Source organism: Hydrocarboniphaga sp. FW305-C-57, assembly GCF_058783045.1.
The window spans coordinates 427,714-450,396 of the sequence record NZ_JBYSYG010000004.1; the positions used below are offsets into that span (position 1 = coordinate 427,714).

The following is a 22,683-nucleotide window of genomic DNA, read 5'->3' on the forward strand; positions in this document are numbered from 1 at the left end:
GACAAGCAAAAAAGAAGGCCGGCATCGGAGCGATGCCGGCCTCAAGGCCCTCACGAGAGCGATTGGAGTGGTGCGCGATCCGGCTGCGGTGCAGCCGGATCGTTGAAGCCTTGCTGCGTGAAACTTATTCGCCGAGCGCGAAGACCCAGACGCTGCCGCCTTCCGGAACCTTTTCGTCCCAGCCGGCCAGGCCATGCATCTTTCCTTGGATCCACTGGGCGTCGACGCCGTAGCCGGAAACGACCGCGATGTACTGCTTGCCGTCGATCGAGAACGAGCTCGGGGGCGAGATGATTCCGGACGGGGTCGGGAACGACCACAGCAGCTTGCCGCTCTTGGCGTCGTAGGCGCGGAACATCTTGTCGTTGGTGCCGCCGGCGAACAGCACGCCGCCTGCCGTCGTCAGGATCGAACCGAAGTTCCACGAGGTCGGATACTTCTCGGTCCATTCGACCTTGCCTGAATCGACGCCCCAGGCCTGGATGCCACCGATGTGATCGAAGCCGGGCTTGACCGACAGGTCGAGCTTGTTGATGTCCGCACCGGCGGACCACTGGCCAGGAATGATCGGCTGGATGATGCCGGTCAGCGTGAGGCAGTGGTTGTCGTTGTACGGCACGTACAGCATGCCCGTCTGCGGGTTGTAGGCTTCATACGGCCAGTCCTTGCCGCCCCAGAGGCTCGGGCAGTAGGTGTGCGTTTCGCCCGTGGTCGGCTTGGCGTCCATGTTGTACGTCGGACGGCCGGTCTTCTTGTCGACGCTCTTGAACACCGTGTTGGTGACGTAGGGCTCGGACTTGTTGTACGAAATCTTGCCCTTGGCATCGCGGTCCAGCCAGTAGATGCGGCCGTTGCGCTGGGCGCTGACCAAGCCGCTCACCTTCTTGCCGTTCTTGGTGTACTCGACGAGCGTCGGCGCGTTCATGCCGGCCCAATCCCACGAGTCGTTCCAGTGATATTGGAAGTGGCTCTTGATGTCGCCGGTGGCCGGATCGAGCGCGAGCACCGAAGCCAGGTACAGGTTGTCGCCCGGGCGCTGGTCGCCCATCCACGGACCGCCGTTGCCGACGCCCCAGTAGATGACGTCGTTCTTGGCGTCGTAGTTGCCCGGCATCCACATGGTGCCGCCGCCGTGCTTCCACGCATCCTTCCACTTGCCGTCCTGCGGCCAGGTTTCGAAGCCCTTCTCACCGGGAGCCGGAACGCTGTAGCGCGTCCACACGAGCTTGCCGGTTTCGGCATCGAAGGCCTTCAGGAAGCCGCGCACGCCGAACTCACCGCCCGACGGTCCGATCAGCACCTTGCCCTTGACGACGAGCGGAGCCGAAGTGATGTAGGCGCTTTCCTGTTCCCAGTTGCAGACTTCGGCTTCCCAGATCAGCTTGCCGGTCTTGGCGTCCAGCGCGCTGAGCACGCAATCGACGCTGCCGACGTAGACCTTGTCGCCATAGAGCGACACGCCACGGTTGGTGCGGTGCAGGGCGCCGATGCCTTCCGGAACTTCGCGCTGGAAGTGCCAGAGCGGCTTGCCGGTCTTGGCGTTGTACGCGAACACATGGTTGTGCGGCGTGGCGACGAACATGTATTCGCCGTTGACGATCGCCGGCGCTTCATGGCCCGACAGCACGCCGGTCGACGACGACCACACCGGCTTGAGCTTGGACACGTTTGCGGTGGTGACTTGGTTCAGCGGGCTGTAGCTCCAGCCTTCGTAGTTGCCCTTGGTCAGCAGCCAGTTTTCCGGTTCCGGATTGGCCAGGCGTGCGTCGGTGACCGGCTTGTACGCCGGCTGCGGGGCGGCCGACGGAGCGGCTGCAAGCGATGCCGATGAAACGGTCGCGGCGAGCGCGGCCATCATCAGCGATTGTTTCAGCGAGACTTTCATGATTATCCCTCTCTCCTGGATGAACTTGATTGACTGCTCGGGGGTTGAACGCCTGGGTTTTTCTGACGCGTTCTTGAGATTTGCTGGGGTGCGACGAAGGGACAGATCAAGTCGGCGGTCCCAGCGGACCATCGAACTTGCCCTTCACGACGATGGCGCCGTCTTTGAGCTCGAGCGGCAGCATCGCCAGGCGGCGAGTTGCCGGGCCATTGGTGACGACGCCGCGATCCGCAGCGTTGAACACCGATCCGTGGCAGTTGCAGACGACCTGCGATCCGCTCGGATGCAGGGTCGTGATCGGACAGCCGTAGTGCGTGCACATCGATGAGAAAGCCACCACGCCGCCATCGGCCGCGTTCTTCGCGCTGCCGGGCTTGAGGTCTTCCGGCTTCAGGCGCACGACGACCAGCAGGCTGGCCTTGGCGACCTGCGCCTTGCCGGTTGCCGGATCGAGCGGATAAGCGAGCGTGGGTTCGGCGCCGATCTTCAGATCGGACGGCAGAATCTCCTTGCCTTCCTTCTCTCCGAGCATGAAGGCGAGCTTGTCGCCCTCCTGCGGCTTGGTGCTGCGCTTGGGCGCGCCTTCTGCGCCTTCACCGTCGGCCATCGCAGCCATCGGCGCCATCGCGGCGAGCGCGAGTGCGCTGGTCAGCATCTGGCGACGACCACTGTCGACGGCCTGGTCGGTCGGCATGTTCGGGCAGCTGCAGGCGCAGCCGTGGTTCTCGTTTGGCTTGCTCATCTTGACTGGCTCTTTGGCTTTTACTGGGGCCTTACTGCGTTTGCAGATAGACGACGTGGGTTTCGGTGAACTCGAGCAGGCCGTGCTTGCCATCGGCGCCACCGATGCCGGACTTGCGACGACCCGCGTGGAAGCCCTGCATGGCTTCGAAGTGCTCGCGGTTGATGTAGGTCTCGCCGAACTTCAGATCGCGCACGGCACGCATCGCCGAGTTGATGTCGCGCGTGAAGATCGAGGAGGTCAGGCCGTACTCGGAATCGTTGGCGAGCGCGATGGCTTCTTCGACGTCGTCGACGATCTGCACCGGCAGCACCGGTCCGAAGATCTCCTTACGCATGATCTCCATGTCGGCGGTGCAGTTGGTGATCAACGTGGGCTCGTAGTGCCAGCCCGTGCTGTCGACGATGCGGCCGCCGGTGACGATCTGCGCGCCGTCGCTGCGTGCACGCTCGACCATCGCCGCGACCTTGTCGCGACCGACGCGATTGACCAGCGGGCCCATGTCGACGTCGGGCTGCGCGATCGGATCGCCGTAGCGCGTCGCGGCGAGCTTGGCGGCGAGCTTCTCGGCGAGCGCATCGGCGACGCCGCGCTGCACGTAGACGCGCTCGGCGCAGTTGCAGACCTGGCCGGTGTTGATGATGCGCGAGTCGACCAGCGCCTTGGCGGTGAGGTCGAGATCGGCATCGTTGAGCACGATCGCAGGCGCCTTGCCGCCGAGCTCGAGGTTCACGCGAGTGAGGTTCTGCGCCGCCGCCTGCATGATGCGGATGCCGGTCGGCACGCTGCCCGTGAAGGTGATGAGATCAACACCCGTGTGCGACGACAGCTGGCTGCCGACGGAAACGCCGCGGCCGCAGACGAGGTTGAAGACCCCGGCCGGCAGATCGGTTTCGGCGACGAGCTTGGCGAATTCATACGCGTTGATCGGCGTTTCTTCGCTGGGCTTGATGACGATGGTGTTGCCGGTGATCAGCGCCGGCGCCATCTTGCGTGCGATCAGGAAGAACGGGAAGTTCCAGGGCAGGATGCCCGCGACGACGCCGATCGGCTTGCGCATCAACCAGATGTGCTCACCGGCGCGATCGCTCGTGAGCACTTCGCCTTCGAGACGGCGCGCCCACTCGGCCATGTAGTCGATGTAGTCGGCGGTGAAGTCGACTTCGACGGTCGCCAGGCCGAGCACCTTGCCCTGCTCGCGCGTGATGATCTGCGCGAGACGGTCGCGATGCTGACGCAGCTTGGCCGAGATCTGGCGCAGGTAGGTTGCGCGCTGGATCGCCGGCGTCTTCTCCCACGAAGGCTGTGCCTTGCGGGCCGCGGCGATCGCTTCTTCCACGGTGTCGGCCGACGATTCCGGCACGCGCGCGAGCAGCTCCTGCGTCGCCGGGTTGTAGACATCGAGCATCGATGCGGCGGCTTCCACGAAGCGCCCATCGACGTAGTCCTTGTAATGTTCAGTCACAACGAATCTCCTCTAAGAAGCAGATGTGTTCTGGGATGTGTTCAGGCGGCGACGGCGTCGGCACGCGTGAGCTTTGCGCCGAGCCACGCCGAGGCGTAGCCGAGCGAAACGCCGCAGAGCCAGCTCAGCGCGACGAAGGCGACGCTGATGTCGACCTTGCCGCCGGAGCCGAAGAACGACGCGGCGCCGAGAAACGCGGCTGGCGTGTAAGCGAGAGACGGAACCGCCGCCATCGCCACCAGCACGAAGGCGAGCACCGCGACCAGTGCGATCAGCCACACCAGCGAGCCGCCGAGCGCACCGACGCCGAACAGCGTCAGCGCGGTGAGGCCGACACCGGCGAGTCCGGCGATCGAAGCGTTGACGAATCCGCCGTTGCCGCCGCCGGCTGCGAAGAACGCAGCCCAGGCGACGAAGCCGATCCAGGGGTTCAAGTTGAGCTGCGGCTGTCCGACGCTGAGCCAGACCCAGAAGGCGACGAGTAACGCGATGCTCAGCGCAAGCGCATTCAAGCTTTTCATGGGGCAGATATCCCTGGCGCTTACCAGGAGTAGATGTAGCGGACGTTGAGGCTGTTGTTCTCGACGCGGCTCACGGCATCGAGCGTGGTCGAGTAGCGCAGCGTGATCGACTGGTTCTTGAAGGTGTGGAACATCACGCCCACGCCGCCATCGATCGTCCACGAGTGCGGCGCGCCGTCGTTGCCGTCCTGGTATTCGGCGTCGAAGCCGATGAAGGGCTCGACGTGCTCGCTCACGCGCAGGCCGAAGCGATCGTTGGTGAACCACGACAGGCCAGGCTTGAAGCCGCTGACGCGCTCGGTCTGGTAGAGGTAGCCGGCATCACCGGTGAAACCGAACTTGGCCGGCAGGCGGAAATCCCAGAAGAAGCTCGTGTTGTTCTTCCAGTTGGTGTCGGACACTTCGCCGCCGACCGGAATATGCACGAACGACTGGAAGCCGAGCGTGGCGTTGTCGTTGGGCTTGTACCAGACCGCGAAGCCGGTCAGCGGATCGCCGATGCCGCTGGTTTGCGTACCGGCGGCCTTGTCGCGCACGCCGATGGTCGGCACCAGGATTTCATAGGCCAGACCGATCTTCGGCGCCCAGCCCGGCGTCCAGAAGCGGACGTACTTGCTGATGCCGACGAGCGTGGTGGTGCCCGGGCCGTCGATCTTGTCGCCATCGGCGTCATAGGCCTTGTCGTCGTCCGAGACCGAGGCGTACTGCACGAAGACGTTGAACGGTTCGAAACCGCCGGCCGGCAGGTTGTACTCGTGCGGGCCGATGGCGTCGAAGTTCACGCCGGCGCTGGCGCTGGCCGACATCAATGCCAATGCGGCGGCGACGAGCGATTTCTGAGTGTGCTTGTGCATCATGCTGCTCTCCTCATGGTTGTGTTTGAGCCGTGCCCGGCCGGGGGTCTGCCAAAGGCACAGCCGTCCCCGAAACCCCGTTTTCGCGGGGCTTTTTTTGCTGCTACTGATTGAGGGCCTTGCTGTCGTCGCTGCGTTGCGGACGGTGATCGTCAGCGGCGCGCATTCGCATCAAGGTTTTTGTTTTTCGCGCGGACTTTGCGGTTGCCTGTCGTTTTGTCCGGCAGCTGAAGCGTTCTTCACCTGCACATTGCCCTCGGTGCGGCCGATAGGGGCAAGGCACATGCCATGCGCTGTACAGACTCGTTGTTCACATCGTGAAAACCGCCGTCATCGAACCGCAACCAACTGATCGAGCTTGAAATTCCAGCGGCCGGAATTTGCCGCTCCGATCGCGGCGCAGCAGGCTGGAGCGCAGCTGTGAGCCGCCACGCGCAACACTTGTTGCAGTTGTTTTGGACAGTTGTGCGGAGCACTTGAACAGCTGATGCGACGTGCAGCAAAACCCTTCGCCGCCCATTGGTCCGACCAATTCCCGGACGCTCGAAAAGCGCGCTAGAAGTGCGCGTGAGCGATCTGCCGATAGCACAGACGAGCAGAAGCCCTGGCGATAAATGGAGAGAGCAGCATGAGTACGCAAACGCATGTCGAGCGCGTGATGGCGGGCGCCGGTGGGCTGATGCCGCTGGGCGGCGTCGATGGCCTGGCCGAGCCGATCCAGCGCTCGTGGAATCGCTGCATCAACCAGCACAAGCTGCACCCGGGCAGCGCGGTCGTCGCGCACGTGGAATCGCAATCGCGTCTGCGTGAATGCCGCGGACAGATCGAGGAATACCTGCACGTCGCGCGTGCGGGCATGGAGCAGCTGTACAAGTGCGTCGCAGGCCTGGGTTACGTCTTGCTGCTCGCCGATTCCGAGGGCGTGACGATCGACTACATCGGTGACGACAGCGCCGATCACGCGCTGCGTCGCGGCGGCCTGCATCTGGGCGCCAACTGGCGCGAGGAATACGGCGGCACCAACGGCATCGGCACCTGCCTGATCGAACAGCAGCCCTTCGTCTGCCATCGCGACGATCACTTCTTCTGGTCGAACACTTCGCTGAGCTGCGTGACCACGCCGCTGTTCGATCCCGAAGGCCAGTTCCTCGGCGTGCTCGACGTGTCGGCGCTGTCGGCTCCGGTTTCGCGCGAGACCTCGCAGCTCGCGCTGGGCTTGACCACGATGCACGGGCGCATGATCGAAGACGCCAACTTCATGCGCCACTTCGCCGATCGCTGGGTGCTGCGCCTGGCCACCGCGGGCGCGCTGGCCGATGTCGCCTCCGATCTCATGCTCGCGCTCGACAACGACGGCATCGTCGTCGGCGCCAACAGCGGCGCGCGTCGACGTCTGCGCACGGCGGCCGAATGGCGATCGAACAGCGCCGACATCATCGGCCGCCCGATCGCCGATCTGTTCCGCGATCCGATGGATGCCTTGTCGCGCCTGCGCAAGCCGCATGCGTCGCACGATCGCGCGGTGCTCGTCACGGTGGATTTCGTTTCGTACTTCGGCTCGCTGGTTCCGCCGCGCACGCAGCGCACGGCTACGGTGGCGACGGCGGTCGCGTCGCCGGCGGTGACGCCGACGCGCGATCACGTGCTCGACGCACTCGCCGGCGACGATCGCCACATGCAGCGCGTGCTCGACCAGGCCAAGCGCCTCGTCAACAAGCGCATCAACGTGCTGATCCAGGGTGAAACCGGAACCGGCAAGGAAGTGTTCGCGCGTGCGATGCACGAGGCCAGCGTGCGCGCCGACAAGCCCTTCGTCGCGATCAACTGCGCGGCGATTCCCGAATCGCTGATCGAAAGCGAATTGTTCGGCTACACCGCAGGCACTTTCACGGGCGCGCGCGCCAAGGGCATGAAGGGCCTGATCCAGCAATCCGACGGTGGTACCCTGTTTCTCGACGAAATCGGCGACATGCCGCTGAGCCTGCAGACGCGCCTGCTGCGCGTGCTGTCGGAGCGCGAAGTGCTGCCGCTGGGTTCCGAAAAGCCGATCGCGATCGACCTGACCGTGATCGCCGCCTCGCATCGCGATCTGCGTCGGCAGATCGCAGCCGGAACCTTTCGCGAAGATCTCTACTATCGTCTGTGTGGTGCGACGATGGCGCTGCCCGCCTTGCGCGAGCGACAGGACCGCGAGTACATCATCGACCACCTGCTGCGCGAGGAATCGGCTAAGCTCAATGCGCGGCCGTGGCTGCAGGATCGGGCGCTCGCGCAGCTGGTCTCGTACAACTGGCCCGGCAACGTGCGCGAGTTGCGCAACGTGCTGCGCTACGCGGTCGCGATGTCGGACGGCGAAGGTGTGTTCATCGAGCACCTGCCGGCCGACCTGCTCGCCGCCAATGCCGTTCCGCGTGCGCTTGCGAGCGTGCCGGCATCCGCGTTGGCTGACGAAGCGGTCGAGGCGATGGGCATCGCCAGCGCCGCGCCGATACATGCGGAGCCCGAGTTGCCCGCCGCGCCACCGCTGCCGATGAAGACGCAGCCGCTCGTCACCGCACTGCGCCGCAACAAGTGGAACATCTCGGCCGCTGCGGCCGAGCTCGGCATGTGCCGCACCACGCTGTATCGGCAGATGAAGCGCTACGGCATCACGCCGCCGACGCACTGGTAGAGCTCCGGCGCCGCGGCGCCGACTCGCGTCGTCCACACCCCCTGTTCTGGGGGCGCTTCTTGACGCTCGGATGAGCCGAGCATCAGGCTTGCGTCACGGCCACGCTGGCCGCAGCGCTTGGGGGAGCGGCGACACGATGACGAGCATTCGGCAGGCCATGGTGGTGGAGGATCAGCCTGCGCTCGCGCAATGGCTCGTGCAGACGCTCGAAGAGGCGTTCCCGGGCGTGCACGTGGTCTATGCCGGAACCCTGCAGGCCGCGCGGCTCGTGCTCAAGGAGCTCGCGACACCCGAGATCGCGCTGATCGATCTCGGCCTGCCCGATGGCTCGGGCGTCGACCTGATTCGCGAGATCGCGACGGCGCACCCGAACTGCCAGTGCGTCGTCAGCACCATCTACGCGGACGACCAGCATCTGTTTCCGGCGCTGCGCGCGGGCGCCGGCGGCTATCTGCTCAAGGATCAGCCACGCGAGCGCATCGTGCAGTCGCTGCGTGGCATTGCGGCCGGCGAGCCGCCGCTGTCGGCCTCGATCGCGCGTCGCCTGCTGCGTGTGTTCGGCGATGCGGCGCCGACGGCCGCCGGCGCATCGACAGGTTCGGGAGAGACACTCACGCCGCGCGAGCGCGAGACGCTCGCGCTGATCGCCAAGGGCTTCAAGATCGCCGAAGTGGCGACCAGCCTCGGCGTCACGCGCAACACCGCGCACGGCTTCATCAAGAACGTCTACCGCAAGCTCAAGATCGGCAGCCGCGCCGAGGCCGCCACCGAGGCCGCGCGCATGGGTCTCATCAACCCGCATCTGTAGTGAAGTGATCTGCGTATTGCTGGCACACTCAGCCAGACAACGATGAGAGCGCGCCGAACGAGACCGGCGCGCCTGCTTGGGGGAGCCTCGTGAATCCTATCGATGACAGCGGTCTGCCGAAGCAGATCGGGCCCTATCGCATCCTCGGCCTGCTAGGCGAGGGCAGCAACGGCCGTGTCTACAAGGCGCAGCAGAGCGATCCGCAGCGCGAGGTGGCGCTCAAGGTACTGCGCAGCGCGGGGCTGTCCAGCGAAGCGCAGCAGCGCTTTCGCCGCGAGGCCGAGCTGCTCGCGCAGCTCGAGCATCCGGGCATCGCGAGGCTCTACGCGGCCGGTGTCGCCGACGGCGAGGCCGGGCCGGTGCCGTACCTGGCGATGGAGCTCGTGCGCGGCACCGACCTGCTGCGCTACGCGCAGCAACATCAGCTCAGCCTTCGCGACAAGCTCGCGCTGCTCGCGCAGGTCTGCCAGGCCGTGCACTACGCGCACAGCCGCGGCATCGTGCATCGCGACCTCAAGCCTGCGAACATCCTCGTCGGCGAGGACGGCCACCCGCGCATCCTCGACTTCGGCGTCGCGAGCGTGGCCGAGGACGCGGTCAACATGACCGTGGCCGGCGAAGTACTCGGCACGGTGCCGTACATGAGCCCGGAGCAACTCGCGGGCGGCACGCGCGGCAGCGATCCGCGCAGCGACGTCTACTCGCTCGGCGTCATCGCCTACGAGTTGCTGACCGGCGAGCTGCCGTATCCGGGCCTGTCGAAATCCACCGTCATCGAAGCGATCACGCTGATCCGCGAAGGCCGCATCGAGCCCTTGTCGAAGCGCGAGCCGCGTGCGCGCGGCGACGCCGAGACCGTGATCATGAAAGCGATGGCGCAGGAGGCTCCGCGCCGTTACGGTTCGGCCGCCGAACTCGCGAGCGACCTCGAACGCTTTCTGCGTCACCAGCCGATCGAGGCGCATGCACCGAGCGCGATGTACGTGATGCGCCTGTTCGTGCGACGGCATCGCGCGGTGTCGGCTGCGATCGCCGCCGCGCTCGCGATGCTCGTCGCCGGCGCGCTGGTGTCGCTGCGCTATGGCTTGGCCGAAGCCGAAGCGCGCAAGCAGGCCGATGCGACCAATGCATTTCTCGAGAAGATGCTCACGGCGGCCGATCCCGAGCAGGACATGGGCCGCGATCTGCGTGTGCGTGAGCTGCTCGACGAGGCACGTCGGCAATTGCCAAACGAACGCGACCCGGCCGTCGTCGCGAGCCTCGACCGCACGCTCGGCGCCACCTATCTGAGCCTCGGCGAAGCCGAAATCGCGCTCGAAATGCTCGAACGCGCGCTCGAGCTGTCAGCCACGACCGAAGGCGAGCAGGCGCAGCGCACGCGCGAGCTGCACCTGCTGCATGCGCGTGCGCTCGTGCAGCAGCGTCGCTACGACGATGCGCAGCACGAGCTCGAAGCGCTCGTCGCCGCGCCCGCGAACGACGAAGCGCAGTGGCGCTTGCGCTTCGATGCGCGGCGGCAGCTCGGCATTTCGATCATGGAGCAGGGCCGCGAAGACGAAGCGGAAGTGTTCATGCGGGCCTTGCATGCGGACATGGCGAAGCGGTTCGGCGCCGAGGACGGCCCGACGCTGGTGGTCGAAGCCGATCTCGCAGCGATGCTGCAAATGGGCGGCAAGCCTAAGGAGGCGCTCGCCTTGCAGGAAAAGCTGTTGGCGATCCAGACCCGAAAGATCGGTGCGGATGCGGCCGAAACCCTGGACGTGCAGAGCAGCCTTGCGGTCACGCTGGCCGATCTCGATCAGAGCGAGCGCGCGCTCGCGATCATGCGCGAGGTGGTCGAGCGCGAGCGCCGCATCTATGGGCCGACGCATCCCAAGACCATCATCAGTCTGCAGAATCTCGCGGGGCAGACCGCCGTCGCCGGTCTCGCGGAAGAAAGCTACGCCCAGCGCCGCGAGCTGCTCGATGTCGCGCTGACACGCTACGGCCGCTCGCATGCGCGCAGCATCGACGCGCTGGCGATGATGGCGACGCAAAGCTCGGTGCTCGGCCGCGAGGACGAGGCCGCGGATTACTATCGCCAGTCTATCGAGGCCGCGCACAGCGATCCGCTGCTGGTCGTCAACGGCATCATCCCGCAGCACAACTTCGCCAACTGGCTGCTCAAGCGCGGTCGCCCGGCCGAGGCGCGTCCCGAGTTCGAGACCGCGGTGGCCGACGCGATCAAGCATTTCGGCGCGGAGGACTGGCGAACCGCGGCTTTCATGGCCAACTACGGCAACTGCCTGTCCAAGCTCGGTGAGTATCCGCTCGCGCGCGAGCAGCTCGAACACAGCCTCGCGGTGCTCGAAAAGGAGCTCGGCCCGCAGCACGACCGCACGCGCGATACGCGCGAGAAACTGCGCGTGCTGTACCAGACCATGGGCCTGAAGGCCGAAGCCGAGGCCTTGCCGGCGAGCGTCGAGCCGCAGAAGGCGCAATAGCGAAAGACCATGGCGCGCCGCGTGCCGGCGCCGCCGTCGATGGCCGGAGCGATCGACTACCATGGCGGGCTCCCTTCGCCGGTACGTCCTGCCGTCGCCATGCCCTCGATGATCGCCGCCGCCGTCCTGCTCGCCGCGCTGGTCGCCTTCGCGGTCTTCATGCTGCGTCGCCAGCGGCGCCTGCAGGACCAGCTTGCGCAGCTGCAGGCCCAGCTCGCGGATGCCTTGCGCGCCGAGCGACTCAAGGCCGCGACCGAGGAGCGCCAGCGCCTGCTCGCCGACCTGCACGACGACATCGGCGCCAAGCTGCTCACGCTCGTGCACGCGGTGCGCGAGCCCGAGCTCGCCGATCTGGCGCGCGCGGTGGTGCAGGATTTTCGCGACGTGGTCAGCCGCACCAACCAGGACGCCTGCAGCCTGCTGCAGGCCCTCGGCCAGATTCGCGAGGAAACCGAGCACCGGCTCGAATCGGCCGGCGGCCTGCTCGACTGGCAGCAGGACGCGGCGCTGCCCGATCCGTCGCTCGACGAGGCGCAGGTGCTGCACCTGTTCCGCATCTCGCGTGAGGCCGTCACCAATGCGCTGCGCCATGGCCACGCCACGCACATCCGCGTGCGCGCCAAGGCGGTCGGCCAGAGCCTGCTGCTCGACGTGACCGACAACGGCCCGGGTCTGGCGGCCGAGCATCACGCGGGCCGTGGCACCGACAGCATGCGCAACCGCGCGCAGCAGCTCGCCGGCACGATCGACTGGACCACCGGAACGCGCGGCGGCACCAAGGTGGTTCTGGAATTTCCGCTGCCGCGATAGCCGCTGGCAAAGCGCCGCGCCGTGCCGGCGAGCAGGGTCGTGGGATGCGTCAGGCGTAATCGGGCGAAGCGGAAGGGGGACATCGGCGCGCAGTGTCGCCGCGCCCCAGCGGATTTGCCGCGCCGATCGGTCACATTGCGGCGGCCAATGGCAAAGGGCTTCGCTATCCTCCGCGCCGATCGCGCTGCCGGCGCCTGCTGGCAGAGGCTTTGCTAAAGCCGCGGTCCTTCGACTGCGGACAGGCCTCGTTACGGTCGAGTGTGGCCTCATCGCCTGTCATTGCTGTTGCACAACCGGATCAGATGTCATGAGCAGTGTCATGAGCAGTGTTGCGGAAAAGAAGCAGTCGCGGCGCCGCGTGGTGGTGGTCGGCGGCGGGTTTGGCGGCCTCAAGGCCGTGGCCGCGCTGCGCAAGACCGAGGTCGACGTGACGCTGGTCGATCGCCGCAACCATCACCTGTTCCAGCCGCTGCTATACCAGGTCGCCACCGCTGCGCTGTCGCCCGCGCAGATCGCCCAGCCGATCCGCGCGATCCTCAAGCGCCAGCGGAACGTCGACGTGGTGCTCGACGAAGTCACCGGCATCGACACGGCGGCGCGCCAGGTGCTTACGCGCAGCGGCCCGATCGCCTACGACGACCTGATCCTCGCCACCGGCGCCTCGCACGCCTATTTCGGCCACGATCACTGGCAGGAGGCCGCGCCGGGGCTCAAGTCGCTCGACGATGCCACCGCGCTGCGCCGTCGCATCCTCAACGCTTTCGAGCAGGCCGAACTCAGCGACGACGTGGCCGAGCGCCAGGCCCTGCTGACCTTCTGTGTGGTCGGCGGCGGTCCGACCGGCGTCGAGATGGCCGGGGCGATCGCCGAGCTTGCGCACCGCACGCTGGTGCACGAATTCCGCCGCATCGACACGCGCATTTCGCGCGTGATCCTGATCGAAGCCGGGCCGCGCATTCTTGCGGCGATGCCGGCCTCGCTGTCGGCCAAGGCCCAGCAGGGCCTCGAACGGCTCGGGGTGACGGTGCGCGTCAACACCGCGGTGACCGATTGCACCCAGACTTCGGTGCAGGTCGGGGCCGAGCGCATCGATTGCCGGACCATCGTCTGGGCCGCGGGCGTGCGCGCCTCGCCGGTCGGCAGCTGGCTCGGCCCGAACGTGGCGCTCGACCGCGCCGGCCGCGTCAAGGTGAACCCGGATCTGTCGGTGCCGGGCCTGCCGGGCGTCTACGTGATCGGCGACGCGGCCGCCGTCAGCATGGCCGGCGGCAAGCCGGTGCCGGGCGTCGCCCCGGCCGCCAAGCAGCAGGGCCGCTACGTGGCCGGGCTGATCGCGCGCCAGGTTCGCGGCCAGCCCGCGCCGCCGCCGTTCGCGTATGTCGACCAGGGCAACCTCGCCACCGTCGGCCGTGGCGAAGCCGTGGTCGACCTCGGCTGGCTCAAGCTCAGCGGCCTGCCGGCCTGGCTGTTCTGGGGCCTCATCCACGTGTTCTTCCTGATCGACTTCCGCAACCGCATCACGGTGTCGCTGGACTGGATCTGGTCGTTCGTGACCGATGGGCGCAGTGCGCGGCTGATCACCGAAGGCGAACGCAAGTCTTCGAGCTAATCGATACTCGATTTCCAGCGCGTGTCCGCCATCGTCGCGTAGACCATCAGCGAGATGGCGATGCAGCCCGTCACGTACCAGTAAAAGCCGCTCTCGTGGCCGATGCTCTTGAACCAGAGTGCGATGTATTCGGCGGTGCCGCCGAACAGCGATACCGTCAGCGCATACGGCAGGCCGACGCCGAGCGCGCGGATTTCGGTGGGAAACAGCTCGGCTTTCACGACCGCGTTGATGGAGGTGTAGCCGCTTACGATCACGAGCGCGGCCATGATCAGCCAGAAGGCTTCGCTGGCCGATTGCGCTTCGCGCAGGGCACTCAGGATCGGCACCGTCAGCAGCGTGCCGAGCACGCCGAAGCTCAGCAGCACCGGACGCCGGCCGATGCGATCCGACAGCGAGCCCACGAGCGGTTGCAATAGCGCGAACAGGAACAGCGTCGCGCCCGAGATCAGCGTCGCATCGTTCTTGCTCATGCCGACGCTGTTGACGAGGTATTTCTGCATGTACGTGGTGTAGGTGTAGAACGCGAGCGTTCCGCCCATGGTGAGCCCGACCACCGTGAGCAGCTGGCGCGGATGCTGCAGCAGGCGGCGCATCAGACTCACGTCGGTGGCGCGCTTGTGCGCGAAGGATTCGGTCTCCTCCATGCCACGGCGCAGCCATAGCGCGGTCACGGCCGCGAACGCGCCGATCAGAAACGGAATGCGCCAGCCCCAGGCTTCGAGTTGCTCGGTGCTCAGAAACACCTGCTGCAACAGGATCAGGACCCCGAGCGCAAGCAGCTGTCCGCCGATCAGGGTCACGTACTGGAAGCTCGACCAGAAGCCGCGATGCTCACGCGTCGCCACCTCGCTCAGGTAGGTGGCCGAGGTGCCGTATTCGCCCCCGACCGAGAGTCCCTGCAGCAGCCGCGCGAGCACGAGCAGGATCGGCGCGGCGATGCCGATGCTCGCGTAGCCCGGCGTCAGCGCGATCACCAGCGAGCCCGCGCACATGAGCACGACCGACAGCAGCAGCGCGGCCCGGCGGCCGCGCTTGTCCGCGTAAATGCCCATGAGCCAGCCGCCGATCGGGCGCATCAGAAAGCCCACCGCGAAGATCGCGGCGGTGTTGAGCAGCTGCGCGGTGGAATCGCCGCTCGGGAAGAACACCTTGGCGAAGTACAGCGAGAACGCGGAATAGACGTACCAGTCGTACCACTCGACGAGGTTGCCGACCGAGCCGCTGAAGATCGAGCGCAGTCTCCAGGCCGTGCCGTGTTCCGCGGTTGCGTTGCTGCGCGCCTCGCCTTCCATGGGCTCTCCTGATTCTGATGCCGCTCTTGTATTGGAGCTGAGCATCGGTGTGATCGAGGCTCATCGCAAGCTGATTCACTCAATTCGAAAAAACGAAGAAGCGTGCGGTTATCGAGTCTGCCCCCGATGCGAGTGTCGGCTGGCGTCTATCTTGCTGCGCTCTCGGTGCTCGTACTTCCAGGCCGGGCGAGCGCCGCAGGTCGCCTGACAGCTCAACGACAGGCGAGTGCGCACAAGCTGCACTAGAATCGCGCCGCATCGCAGCCAGCCCCTTCTGGGCGCGCAACGCATGAGAGAGTTCAGATGAGCACGCAGCCGCAGACCTCGCAGCCGCACAAGGCCAAGGTCAAGTTGCTGGAACCCCTGCAGGGTATTGCTTATGTCGACGCCGGAGACGGCGATGCCGTGGTATTCGTGCACGGCTCGATGTGCGATTGGCGCTATTGGCTGCCACAGCTGTCGGGCATGGCCGAGTCCTACTGGGTCGTCGCGCCGAGCCTGCGACACTTCTTTCCGCGCCTGCCGTCGTCGATCGGGCGGCCGTTCAGCTGGGCCGATCATCGCGATCAGCTCGCCCAGTTCCTCGCCAAGCTGCAGAGCCCGCGGCTGCACCTGGTCGGCCATTCACGCGGTGCCTGCGTGGCGTATCAGCTCACGCTCCAGCATCCGGAGCTCATCGACAGCCTCACGCTGGTCGATCCGGGCGGGCCGGCCAAGGATGCCGATTCCGACGGCGCGATGCCGCTCGAAACCATCCAGCTGCGCGAAAAGGCGGTGTCGCTGATCGAGGAAGGCCATGTCGACGAAGGGCTCAGGATCTTCGTCGATTCGGTGAGCCGGCCGGGTTTCTGGGACCGCAGCAATGCCTTCTTCCAGGACATGGCGCGCGACAACGCGCAGACGCTCGCGCCGCAGATGAACGATCCGCTGCCGTTCTACATCGACAGCGAGGCTGCGCGCATCGCCTGCCCGGCGCTGATCGTCGATGGCGAGCGCAGCCCGACGCCGTACCGGCACAACGCCGAGCTGCTCGGCGAGTGGATGCCGAATGCGCGCCGGCTCACGATGACCGGCGCCTCGCACGGCATGACCATCACCCATGCGCAGCGCTTCAATCGCGAATTGACGGCGTTCCTGCGGGACGCATCGAAAACCTGATCGGCCCTCATCGATAAAGACGCTTGGCCCCGGGCCGAGGCTTCGTGGTATCCCTCTGGGCCCGCTTGCCCTCGTGAGGATGGGTGGCAGACGGCGTCCCTATAATGATTTGTGGTTATTGATCCGCCCGCCCGGGCGCAAAGACAATTCGAACATGAGCCAGGAAGCCCCCGTCCCCAGCAAGGTGCGCGAAAGCCTGCGAGAGGCCGCGCTGTACTACCACGAGTTCCCGACGCCCGGAAAACTCTCGGTCACCGCCACCAAGCAGCTCACCAACCAGCGCGATCTCGCGCTCGCGTACTCGCCCGGCGTGGCCGCGGCTTGCGAAGAGATCGTCACCGATCCGGTCAACGCCTTCCGCTACACCGCGCGCGGCAACCTGGTGGCCGTGATCACCAACGGCACCGCGGTGCTGGGCCTCGGCAACATCGGCCCGCTCGCGGCCAAGCCGGTGATGGAAGGCAAGGCGGTGCTGTTCAAGAAGTTCGCGGGCATCGATGTGTTCGACATCGAAGTCAACGAGCTCGATCCGGACAAGCTAGTCGAGGTGATCGCCGCGCTCGAGCCCACGTTCGGCGGCATCAACCTCGAAGACATCAAGGCGCCGGAGTGCTTCGACATCGAGCGCAAGCTGCGTTCGCGCATGAAGATTCCGGTGTTTCACGACGATCAGCACGGCACCGCGATCATCGTCGGCGCGGCCACGCTCAATGGTCTCAAGGTCGTCGGCAAGGACATCAAGCAGATCAAGCTCGTCGTCAGCGGTGCGGGCGCCGCGGCGCTGGCCTGCGTCGATCTGCTCGTCGACCTCGGCCTGCCGATCGAAAACATCTGGCTCACCGATCTGGCCGGCGTGGTCTATCAGGGCCGCACCGAGCTGATGGACCCGGACAAGGCGCGCTTCGCGCAGCCCACCGACAAGCGCACGCTCGCCGAGGTGATCGAAGGCGCCGATATGTTCCTCGGTCTGTCGGCCGGTGGCGTGCTCAAGCCGCCGATGGTCGCGAAGATGGCGGATCGTCCGCTGATCTTCGCGCTCGCCAATCCGAATCCCGAAATCCTGCCCGAAGACGTCAAGTCCGTGCGCAGCGACGCGATCATCGCGACTGGCCGCACCGATTATCCGAACCAGGTCAACAACGTCCTGTGCTTCCCGTTCATCTTCCGCGGTGCGCTCGATGCGGGTGCAACGACGATCACGCGTGAGATGGAGATCGCGGTCGTGCATGCGATCGCCGAACTCGCGCGCCAGGAGCAGAGCGATGTCGTCGCCGCGGCTTACGGCATCGAGAACCTGTCGTTCGGCCCCGAATACATCATTCCGAAGCCGTTCGATCCTCGCCTGATCGTGCAGATCGCGCCGGCCGTTGCGAAGGCGGCGATGGATTCCGGCGTCGCGGCGCGCCCGATCGCCGATTTCGACGCGTATCGCCAGCAGCTGCAGCAGTTCGTGTATCAGTCCGGCACGATCATGAAGCCGGTGTTCCAAGCCGCGCGCCAGGCGCCGGCGGAACGCAGCCGCGTCGTCTATGCCGAAGGCGAAGAAGAGCGCGTGCTGCGCGCCGTGCAGATTCTGGTGGACGAAAAGATCGTCAAGCCGATCCTGGTCGGTCGTCCGGCCGTGATCGAGGAGCGCGTGCAGCGTTACGGCTTGCGCATCAAGCCCGGCGTGCACTTCGACATCGTCAACCCCGAGCACGACGAGCGCTATCGCGAATACTGGTCCGAGTATCACCGCATCATGGCGCGCCGCGGCATCACCGCGCAGTACGCCAAGCTCGAGATGCGCCGTCGCAGCACGCTGATCGCCTCGATGCTGCTCAAGAAGGGCGAAGCCGACGGCATGATCTGCGGCACCATCAGCACCACCGCGCGCCATCTGCAGTACGTCGATCGCGTGATCGGCAAGGCCGAAGGCCGCAGCATCTTCGCCGCGATGAATGCATTGATCCTGCCGGATCGCCAGGTGTTCATCGTCGACACGCACGTCAACATCGAGCCGACCGCCGAGCAGCTGTCCGAGATTACGCAGATGGCGGCCGAAGCGGTCGCGCGCTTCGGCATCGAGCCCAAGATCGCGCTGCTTTCGCACAGCAATTTCGGCAGCTATGACTCGCCGTCGGCGCAGAAGATGCGCAAGACGCTTGCGCTGCTGCGCGAACAGGCGCCCGATCTCGAAGTCGACGGCGAAATGCATGGCGACTGCGCGCTCGACGAGGCGCTGCGTCGCCGCATCCTGCCCGAGACGACCTTGTCGGGTCCGGCGAACCTGCTCGTGATGCCGAACATCGACGCCGCCAACATCGCCTACAACCTGCTCAAGACCGCGGCCGGCAACAACGTCGCGATCGGCCCGATCCTGCTCGGCTGCGCCGCGCCCGTGCACATCCTCACGCCGAGCACGACGGTGCGCCGCATTGTCAACATGACGGCGCTGACGGTGGCCGAGGCCAACGCGAAGGCGAAATGACTTGAGGTAAAGCGGTGCGCACATCGGCCGCTCAATGCGGCCGATGTGTTTTGCGGATCAGCTTTGGGCTGTCTTGTCCGACGAAAGCAGCACCGGCTTGTTCTTCGGTGAACCTTCCGGCTGGCCGATGCGCAGCTGGCTCGTCGCCAGATACATTTCACGCAGCGCGATCAACAGGCTGCTGATCAACGCGAGCATCGCCGTGATGAACAGCGTGGCCACGATAGCGCTCAGATTGATGCCGACGAGGCTGCTGACGAACAGCGTCACCACCACGCTCGCCACCAGAATCGCAGTCGCGATGCACAAGCCGATCGCCCAATTGATCAGCCGGGCGCGTCCCGCCTGCTGCCTGAGCATGCGATGCAACTGCTCCGCATGCACCGGATCATCCGTTCCGAGCTGAGCCTCCAGGCGACGAGCCCGATCGACGATGCGCGCGAGCCGGTTCGACAGCACGCCGAGCAAGCTCGCGACACCCGTGAGCAGGAACACCGGCGCCACCGCGAGCTGAATGACATGCGCGATCGCGACCGAAGTTGCGCCGGTGGTTTCGAGGTCTAGCGCCATGTCGGTGTGCATTGAAGGGGCCGGAAAGCGAGTATACGGCGCGGCGCTGGGGGAATATTGATAGAGGGGCTGCGGCATGAGGCCGCAGATCACAGTCATCGACGTAGGGCAGGGCCACGCGATCGTTCTTGCTTCAAAGGAGCTGCGGCATGAAGCCGCAGATCACATCAGCACGCGGCGCTGATCGAACGTGCTGTGATCGGGCTTCAAAGGAGCTGCGGCATGAAGCCGCAGATCACCGCCCAGGCCGCCGGCTACAAGCCAGGGTGGGCTGAGCTTCAAAGGAGCTGCGGCATGAAGCCGCAGATCACTGTCGCAACGCTGGGCATCGACGATGCTTTCGTCATCGCTTCAAAGGAGCTGCGGCATGAAGCCGCAGATCACGTGCCGGGGCTCGCATGAACCCGTCCCTGTTCCGCGCTTCAAAGGAGCTGCGGCATGAAGCCGCAGATCACAACATGATCATCAAGCTCAAGGAGGTGCGCGACACCTAGCTTCAAAGGAGCTGCGGCATGAAGCCGCAGATCACTTCCGCGCGTCTGACGGAGCCTTCTTCATTCCAGGCATGCTTCAAAGGAGCTGCGGCATGAAGCCGCAGATCACGTCATATGGTCGACCTTCGGGCGCGTCGAGCTGGCGCTTCAAAGGAGCTGCGGCATGAAGCCGCAGATCACCGTGGTCGAAGCGGTTTTCTGAGCTTCGATTTAATCGGCTTCAAAGGAGCTGCGGCATGAAGCCGCAGATCACCCAGACCAATAACCGCTTTGCCTGCATTTTCACCAGGCTTCAAAGGAGCTGCGGCATGAAGCCGCAGATCACCGGCTTCGGCTTGATCGAGCGCGCCGCCTTGGCCCTTGGGCTTCAAAGGAGCTGCGGCATGAAGCCGCAGATCACATCAAAGATGCGACCGGCGCACCGTGCTACGTTATGCTTCAAAGGAGCTGCGGCATGAAGCCGCAGATCACGAGAGCCACGATAATTTTTGCGACGGATTCTTGACAGCTTCAAAGGAGCTGCGGCATGAAGCCGCAGATCACAAATCCATTCCGGCAACACCATTCTTGAAGCTGTCGGCTTCAAAGGAGCTGCGGCATGAAGCCGCAGATCACTTGCCGCGCTGACCTGAGCGCTCGCGGCCATGTCGCGCTTCAAAGGAGCTGCGGCATGAAGCCGCAGATCACACCATCAGCTCTCCCGCAGCGGTCCGCGGATAGCCACGCTTCAAAGGAGCTGCGGCATGAAGCCGCAGATCACCGCTGCATTGAATCGGTCGCCGCTTGCCTGGAGCAGCTTCAAAGGAGCTGCGGCATGAAGCCGCAGATCACGAACCGGTCCCCACAAGCAGCGCGAGATTCGGGAGATCGCTTCAAAGGAGCTGCGGCATGAAGCCGCAGATCACATCTGGCTCTGCTTGTAACCGACACCGGCACGCTCGCTTCAAAGGAGCTGCGGCATGAAGCCGCAGATCACCGCGGTCCGGGTCTTTCGTCACGCCGACGTCCTTGTCGCTTCAAAGGAGCTGCGGCATGAAGCCGCAGATCACGAACTGACCGGCAAGATGGTCGTTTCGGTTGAAGAGCTTCAAAGGAGCTGCGGCATGAAGCCGCAGATCACAATCGGACGGCGTAGCTCAGCCACCTCATATCGGAGGCTTCAAAGGAGCTGCGGCATGAAGCCGCAGATCACCTGTCGAAGGCGCACGATAATGTCCCCATCTATCCAGCTTCAAAGGAGCTGCGGCATGAAGCCGCAGATCACGGGATGATCGATGCTGCGACTATCACGCAGTATGAGGCTTCAAAGGAGCTGCGGCATGAAGCCGCAGATCACGCCTGCTTGATGCTCAAGCTTCTAAACCTCAGGTGCGGCTTCAAAGGAGCTGCGGCATGAAGCCGCAGATCACCGGCACCATCAAGCTGATCGAAACAAAGCTTAAACAGCTTCAAAGGAGCTGCGGCATGAAGCCGCAGATCACGAACGGCGGTGCCGATTCTCAGGACTGGATTCTGGCGCTTCAAAGGAGCTGCGGCATGAAGCCGCAGATCACCCGTAGTCGCTCGCATCGGCCGTGACGCGCGCCCACTCGGCTTCAAAGGAGCTGCGGCATGAAGCCGCAGATCACTGGCCTGGTGAAAGACATCGAGCGCGCGGAGCAGCTGGCTTCAAAGGAGCTGCGGCATGAAGCCGCAGATCACACGGATTCTCGACACCGTTATGCGTCGAGATAACGCGCTTCAAAGGAGCTGCGGCATGAAGCCGCAGATCACGTAGAGATACAGCTGCCCCTTGCGCCGGCCCTTGCCGCTTCAAAGGAGCTGCGGCATGAAGCCGCAGATCACGTCAATCGCGTCTTGCAGCTCGTCGACACCCCCCGCGCTTCAAAGGAGCTGCGGCATGAAGCCGCAGATCACTCATAGAGTGCTTCATGGAGTGCCGACCATGATCGCCGCTTCAAAGGAGCTGCGGCATGAAGCCGCAGATCACCAGCGATGGTAAGAGCGACATTGCCAGCTGGGTAGCGCTTCAAAGGAGCTGCGGCATGAAGCCGCAGATCACCCAGTGGACAGCGCTGGACAATGGAGAAATTCATGCCTGCTTCAAAGGAGCTGCGGCATGAAGCCGCAGATCACCTGCACGACGACACGGGCAACCGCCGCTATTGGACGATGCTTCAAAGGAGCTGCGGCATGAAGCCGCAGATCACGATCGTGTGCGCGTGGCTGCCGGCGCCGCCGGTCGTGCTTCAAAGGAGCTGCGGCATGAAGCCGCAGATCACAAAGGAAATGCCCATATCGGCAACAGAGATTTGGGAGGCTTCAAAGGAGCTGCGGCATGAAGCCGCAGATCACTACGCTCTGCTTTCACATTGTCCGGTAGAGCTTCTGGCTTCAAAGGAGCTGCGGCATGAAGCCGCAGATCACGCCGGCGGCGGGGCGGCCTCGACGATGGGCAGCGGGCTTCAAAGGAGCTGCGGCATGAAGCCGCAGATCACCTCTGATAGCCTGGAAGAAAGAAGCAGCGCAAACCAGCTTCAAAGGAGCTGCGGCATGAAGCCGCAGATCACCGGAGAGTTTTGAAATGAACATCTGGGAAAAGATTGCTTCAAAGGAGCTGCGGCATGAAGCCGCAGATCACGGATCTTTGACGACGGAAATGACCGTCGAAAACATGCTTCAAAGGAGCTGCGGCATGAAGCCGCAGATCACGCCGCAAAGAATCCTGGTTCTATATGATTCCTTTGACGGGCTTCAAAGGAGCTGCGGCACGGCGCGCGTCAAGATAGTTGTCGCCTCAGTCATGCAGCCAATCGCTGTTTGGTTGTAGCGCCTGATGAGTTCGGCG

14 protein-coding genes and 1 CRISPR repeat array are annotated in these 22,683 nt (G+C 64.9%); of the genes, 7 read left to right on the top strand and 7 right to left on the bottom strand.

From position 1 onward, the window contains the following. Positions 1–124 precede the first annotated feature (124 nt). The 5 genes from AC3WUM_RS11350 to AC3WUM_RS11370 form a co-directional block, all read right to left on the bottom strand. Entirely contained in the window at positions 125–1,885 is a 1,761-nt protein-coding gene (locus tag AC3WUM_RS11350; protein ID WP_492410417.1) for a PQQ-dependent dehydrogenase, methanol/ethanol family, read from the bottom strand. Positions 1,886–1,991: 106 nt separating this feature from the next. Beyond that, complete coding sequence (locus AC3WUM_RS11355; protein WP_492410418.1) at positions 1,992–2,627, bottom strand: QcrA and Rieske domain-containing protein; 636 nt, start codon at positions 2,625–2,627, stop codon at positions 1,992–1,994. Positions 2,628–2,658: 31 nt separating this feature from the next. Further along, positions 2,659–4,092 carry an aldehyde dehydrogenase gene (gene aldA, locus AC3WUM_RS11360; RefSeq protein WP_492410419.1) on the bottom strand — a complete coding sequence of 478 codons (1,434 nt, stop codon included), beginning with the start codon at positions 4,090–4,092 and terminating at the stop codon, positions 2,659–2,661. Positions 4,093–4,133: 41 nt separating this feature from the next. Further along, a complete protein-coding gene (locus AC3WUM_RS11365) occupies positions 4,134–4,613 on the bottom strand; it encodes a DUF1097 domain-containing protein (RefSeq protein WP_492410420.1) in 480 nt (159 codons plus the stop codon). Between the two features lie 20 nt (positions 4,614–4,633). Continuing rightward, entirely contained in the window at positions 4,634–5,470 is an 837-nt protein-coding gene (locus tag AC3WUM_RS11370) for a transporter (protein WP_492410421.1), read from the bottom strand. A gap of 625 nt (positions 5,471–6,095) precedes the next feature. Here AC3WUM_RS11370 and AC3WUM_RS11375 point away from each other — a divergent pair. The 5 genes from AC3WUM_RS11375 to AC3WUM_RS11395 all read left to right on the top strand — a co-directional run bounded on the left by AC3WUM_RS11375 (position 6,096) and on the right by AC3WUM_RS11395 (position 13,848). Further along, a complete protein-coding gene (locus AC3WUM_RS11375; protein WP_492410422.1) occupies positions 6,096–8,138 on the top strand; it encodes a sigma-54-dependent Fis family transcriptional regulator in 2,043 nt (680 codons plus the stop codon). Positions 8,139–8,274: 136 nt separating this feature from the next. After that, entirely contained in the window at positions 8,275–8,946 is a 672-nt protein-coding gene (locus AC3WUM_RS11380; RefSeq protein ID WP_492410423.1) for a response regulator, read from the top strand. Between the two features lie 89 nt (positions 8,947–9,035). Continuing rightward, entirely contained in the window at positions 9,036–11,429 is a 2,394-nt protein-coding gene (locus AC3WUM_RS11385) for a protein kinase domain-containing protein (RefSeq protein WP_492410424.1), read from the top strand. Between the two features lie 9 nt (positions 11,430–11,438). After that, positions 11,439–12,239, top strand: coding sequence for a sensor histidine kinase (locus tag AC3WUM_RS11390; RefSeq protein ID WP_492410425.1), 801 nt, complete (start codon positions 11,439–11,441; stop codon positions 12,237–12,239). A 319-nt stretch (positions 12,240–12,558) separates the two neighbouring features. After that, positions 12,559–13,848, top strand: coding sequence for an NAD(P)/FAD-dependent oxidoreductase (locus AC3WUM_RS11395; RefSeq protein ID WP_492410426.1), 1,290 nt, complete (start codon positions 12,559–12,561; stop codon positions 13,846–13,848). Here the strand turns inward: AC3WUM_RS11395 and AC3WUM_RS11400 are convergent. Continuing rightward, positions 13,845–15,188 (bottom strand): MFS transporter, encoded by a 1,344-nt coding sequence (locus AC3WUM_RS11400; protein WP_492410427.1) that lies wholly within the window; start codon positions 15,186–15,188, stop codon positions 13,845–13,847. The genes AC3WUM_RS11395 and AC3WUM_RS11400 overlap by 4 nt on opposite strands. Before the next feature lie 258 nt (positions 15,189–15,446). On the opposite strand from AC3WUM_RS11400, the gene AC3WUM_RS11405 reads away from it, so the two are divergent. Beyond that, on the top strand, positions 15,447–16,301 hold the full coding sequence (locus AC3WUM_RS11405) for an alpha/beta fold hydrolase (protein WP_492410428.1): 855 nt from the start codon (positions 15,447–15,449) through the stop codon (positions 16,299–16,301). Between the two features lie 154 nt (positions 16,302–16,455). Then, positions 16,456–18,771: an NADP-dependent malic enzyme gene (locus AC3WUM_RS11410; protein ID WP_492410429.1), complete on the top strand. Its 2,316-nt coding sequence runs from the start codon at positions 16,456–16,458 to the stop codon at positions 18,769–18,771. A 57-nt stretch (positions 18,772–18,828) separates the two neighbouring features. Here AC3WUM_RS11410 and AC3WUM_RS11415 read toward each other — a convergent pair whose 3' ends face one another. Next, positions 18,829–19,353, bottom strand: a complete 525-nt coding sequence (locus AC3WUM_RS11415) for a DUF2721 domain-containing protein (protein ID WP_492410430.1) — start codon at positions 19,351–19,353, stop codon at positions 18,829–18,831. A gap of 118 nt (positions 19,354–19,471) precedes the next feature. Next, positions 19,472–22,547: a CRISPR direct-repeat array (repeat unit 36 nt; unit sequence GCTTCAAAGGAGCTGCGGCATGAAGCCGCAGATCAC). Positions 22,548–22,683 lie beyond the last annotated feature (136 nt).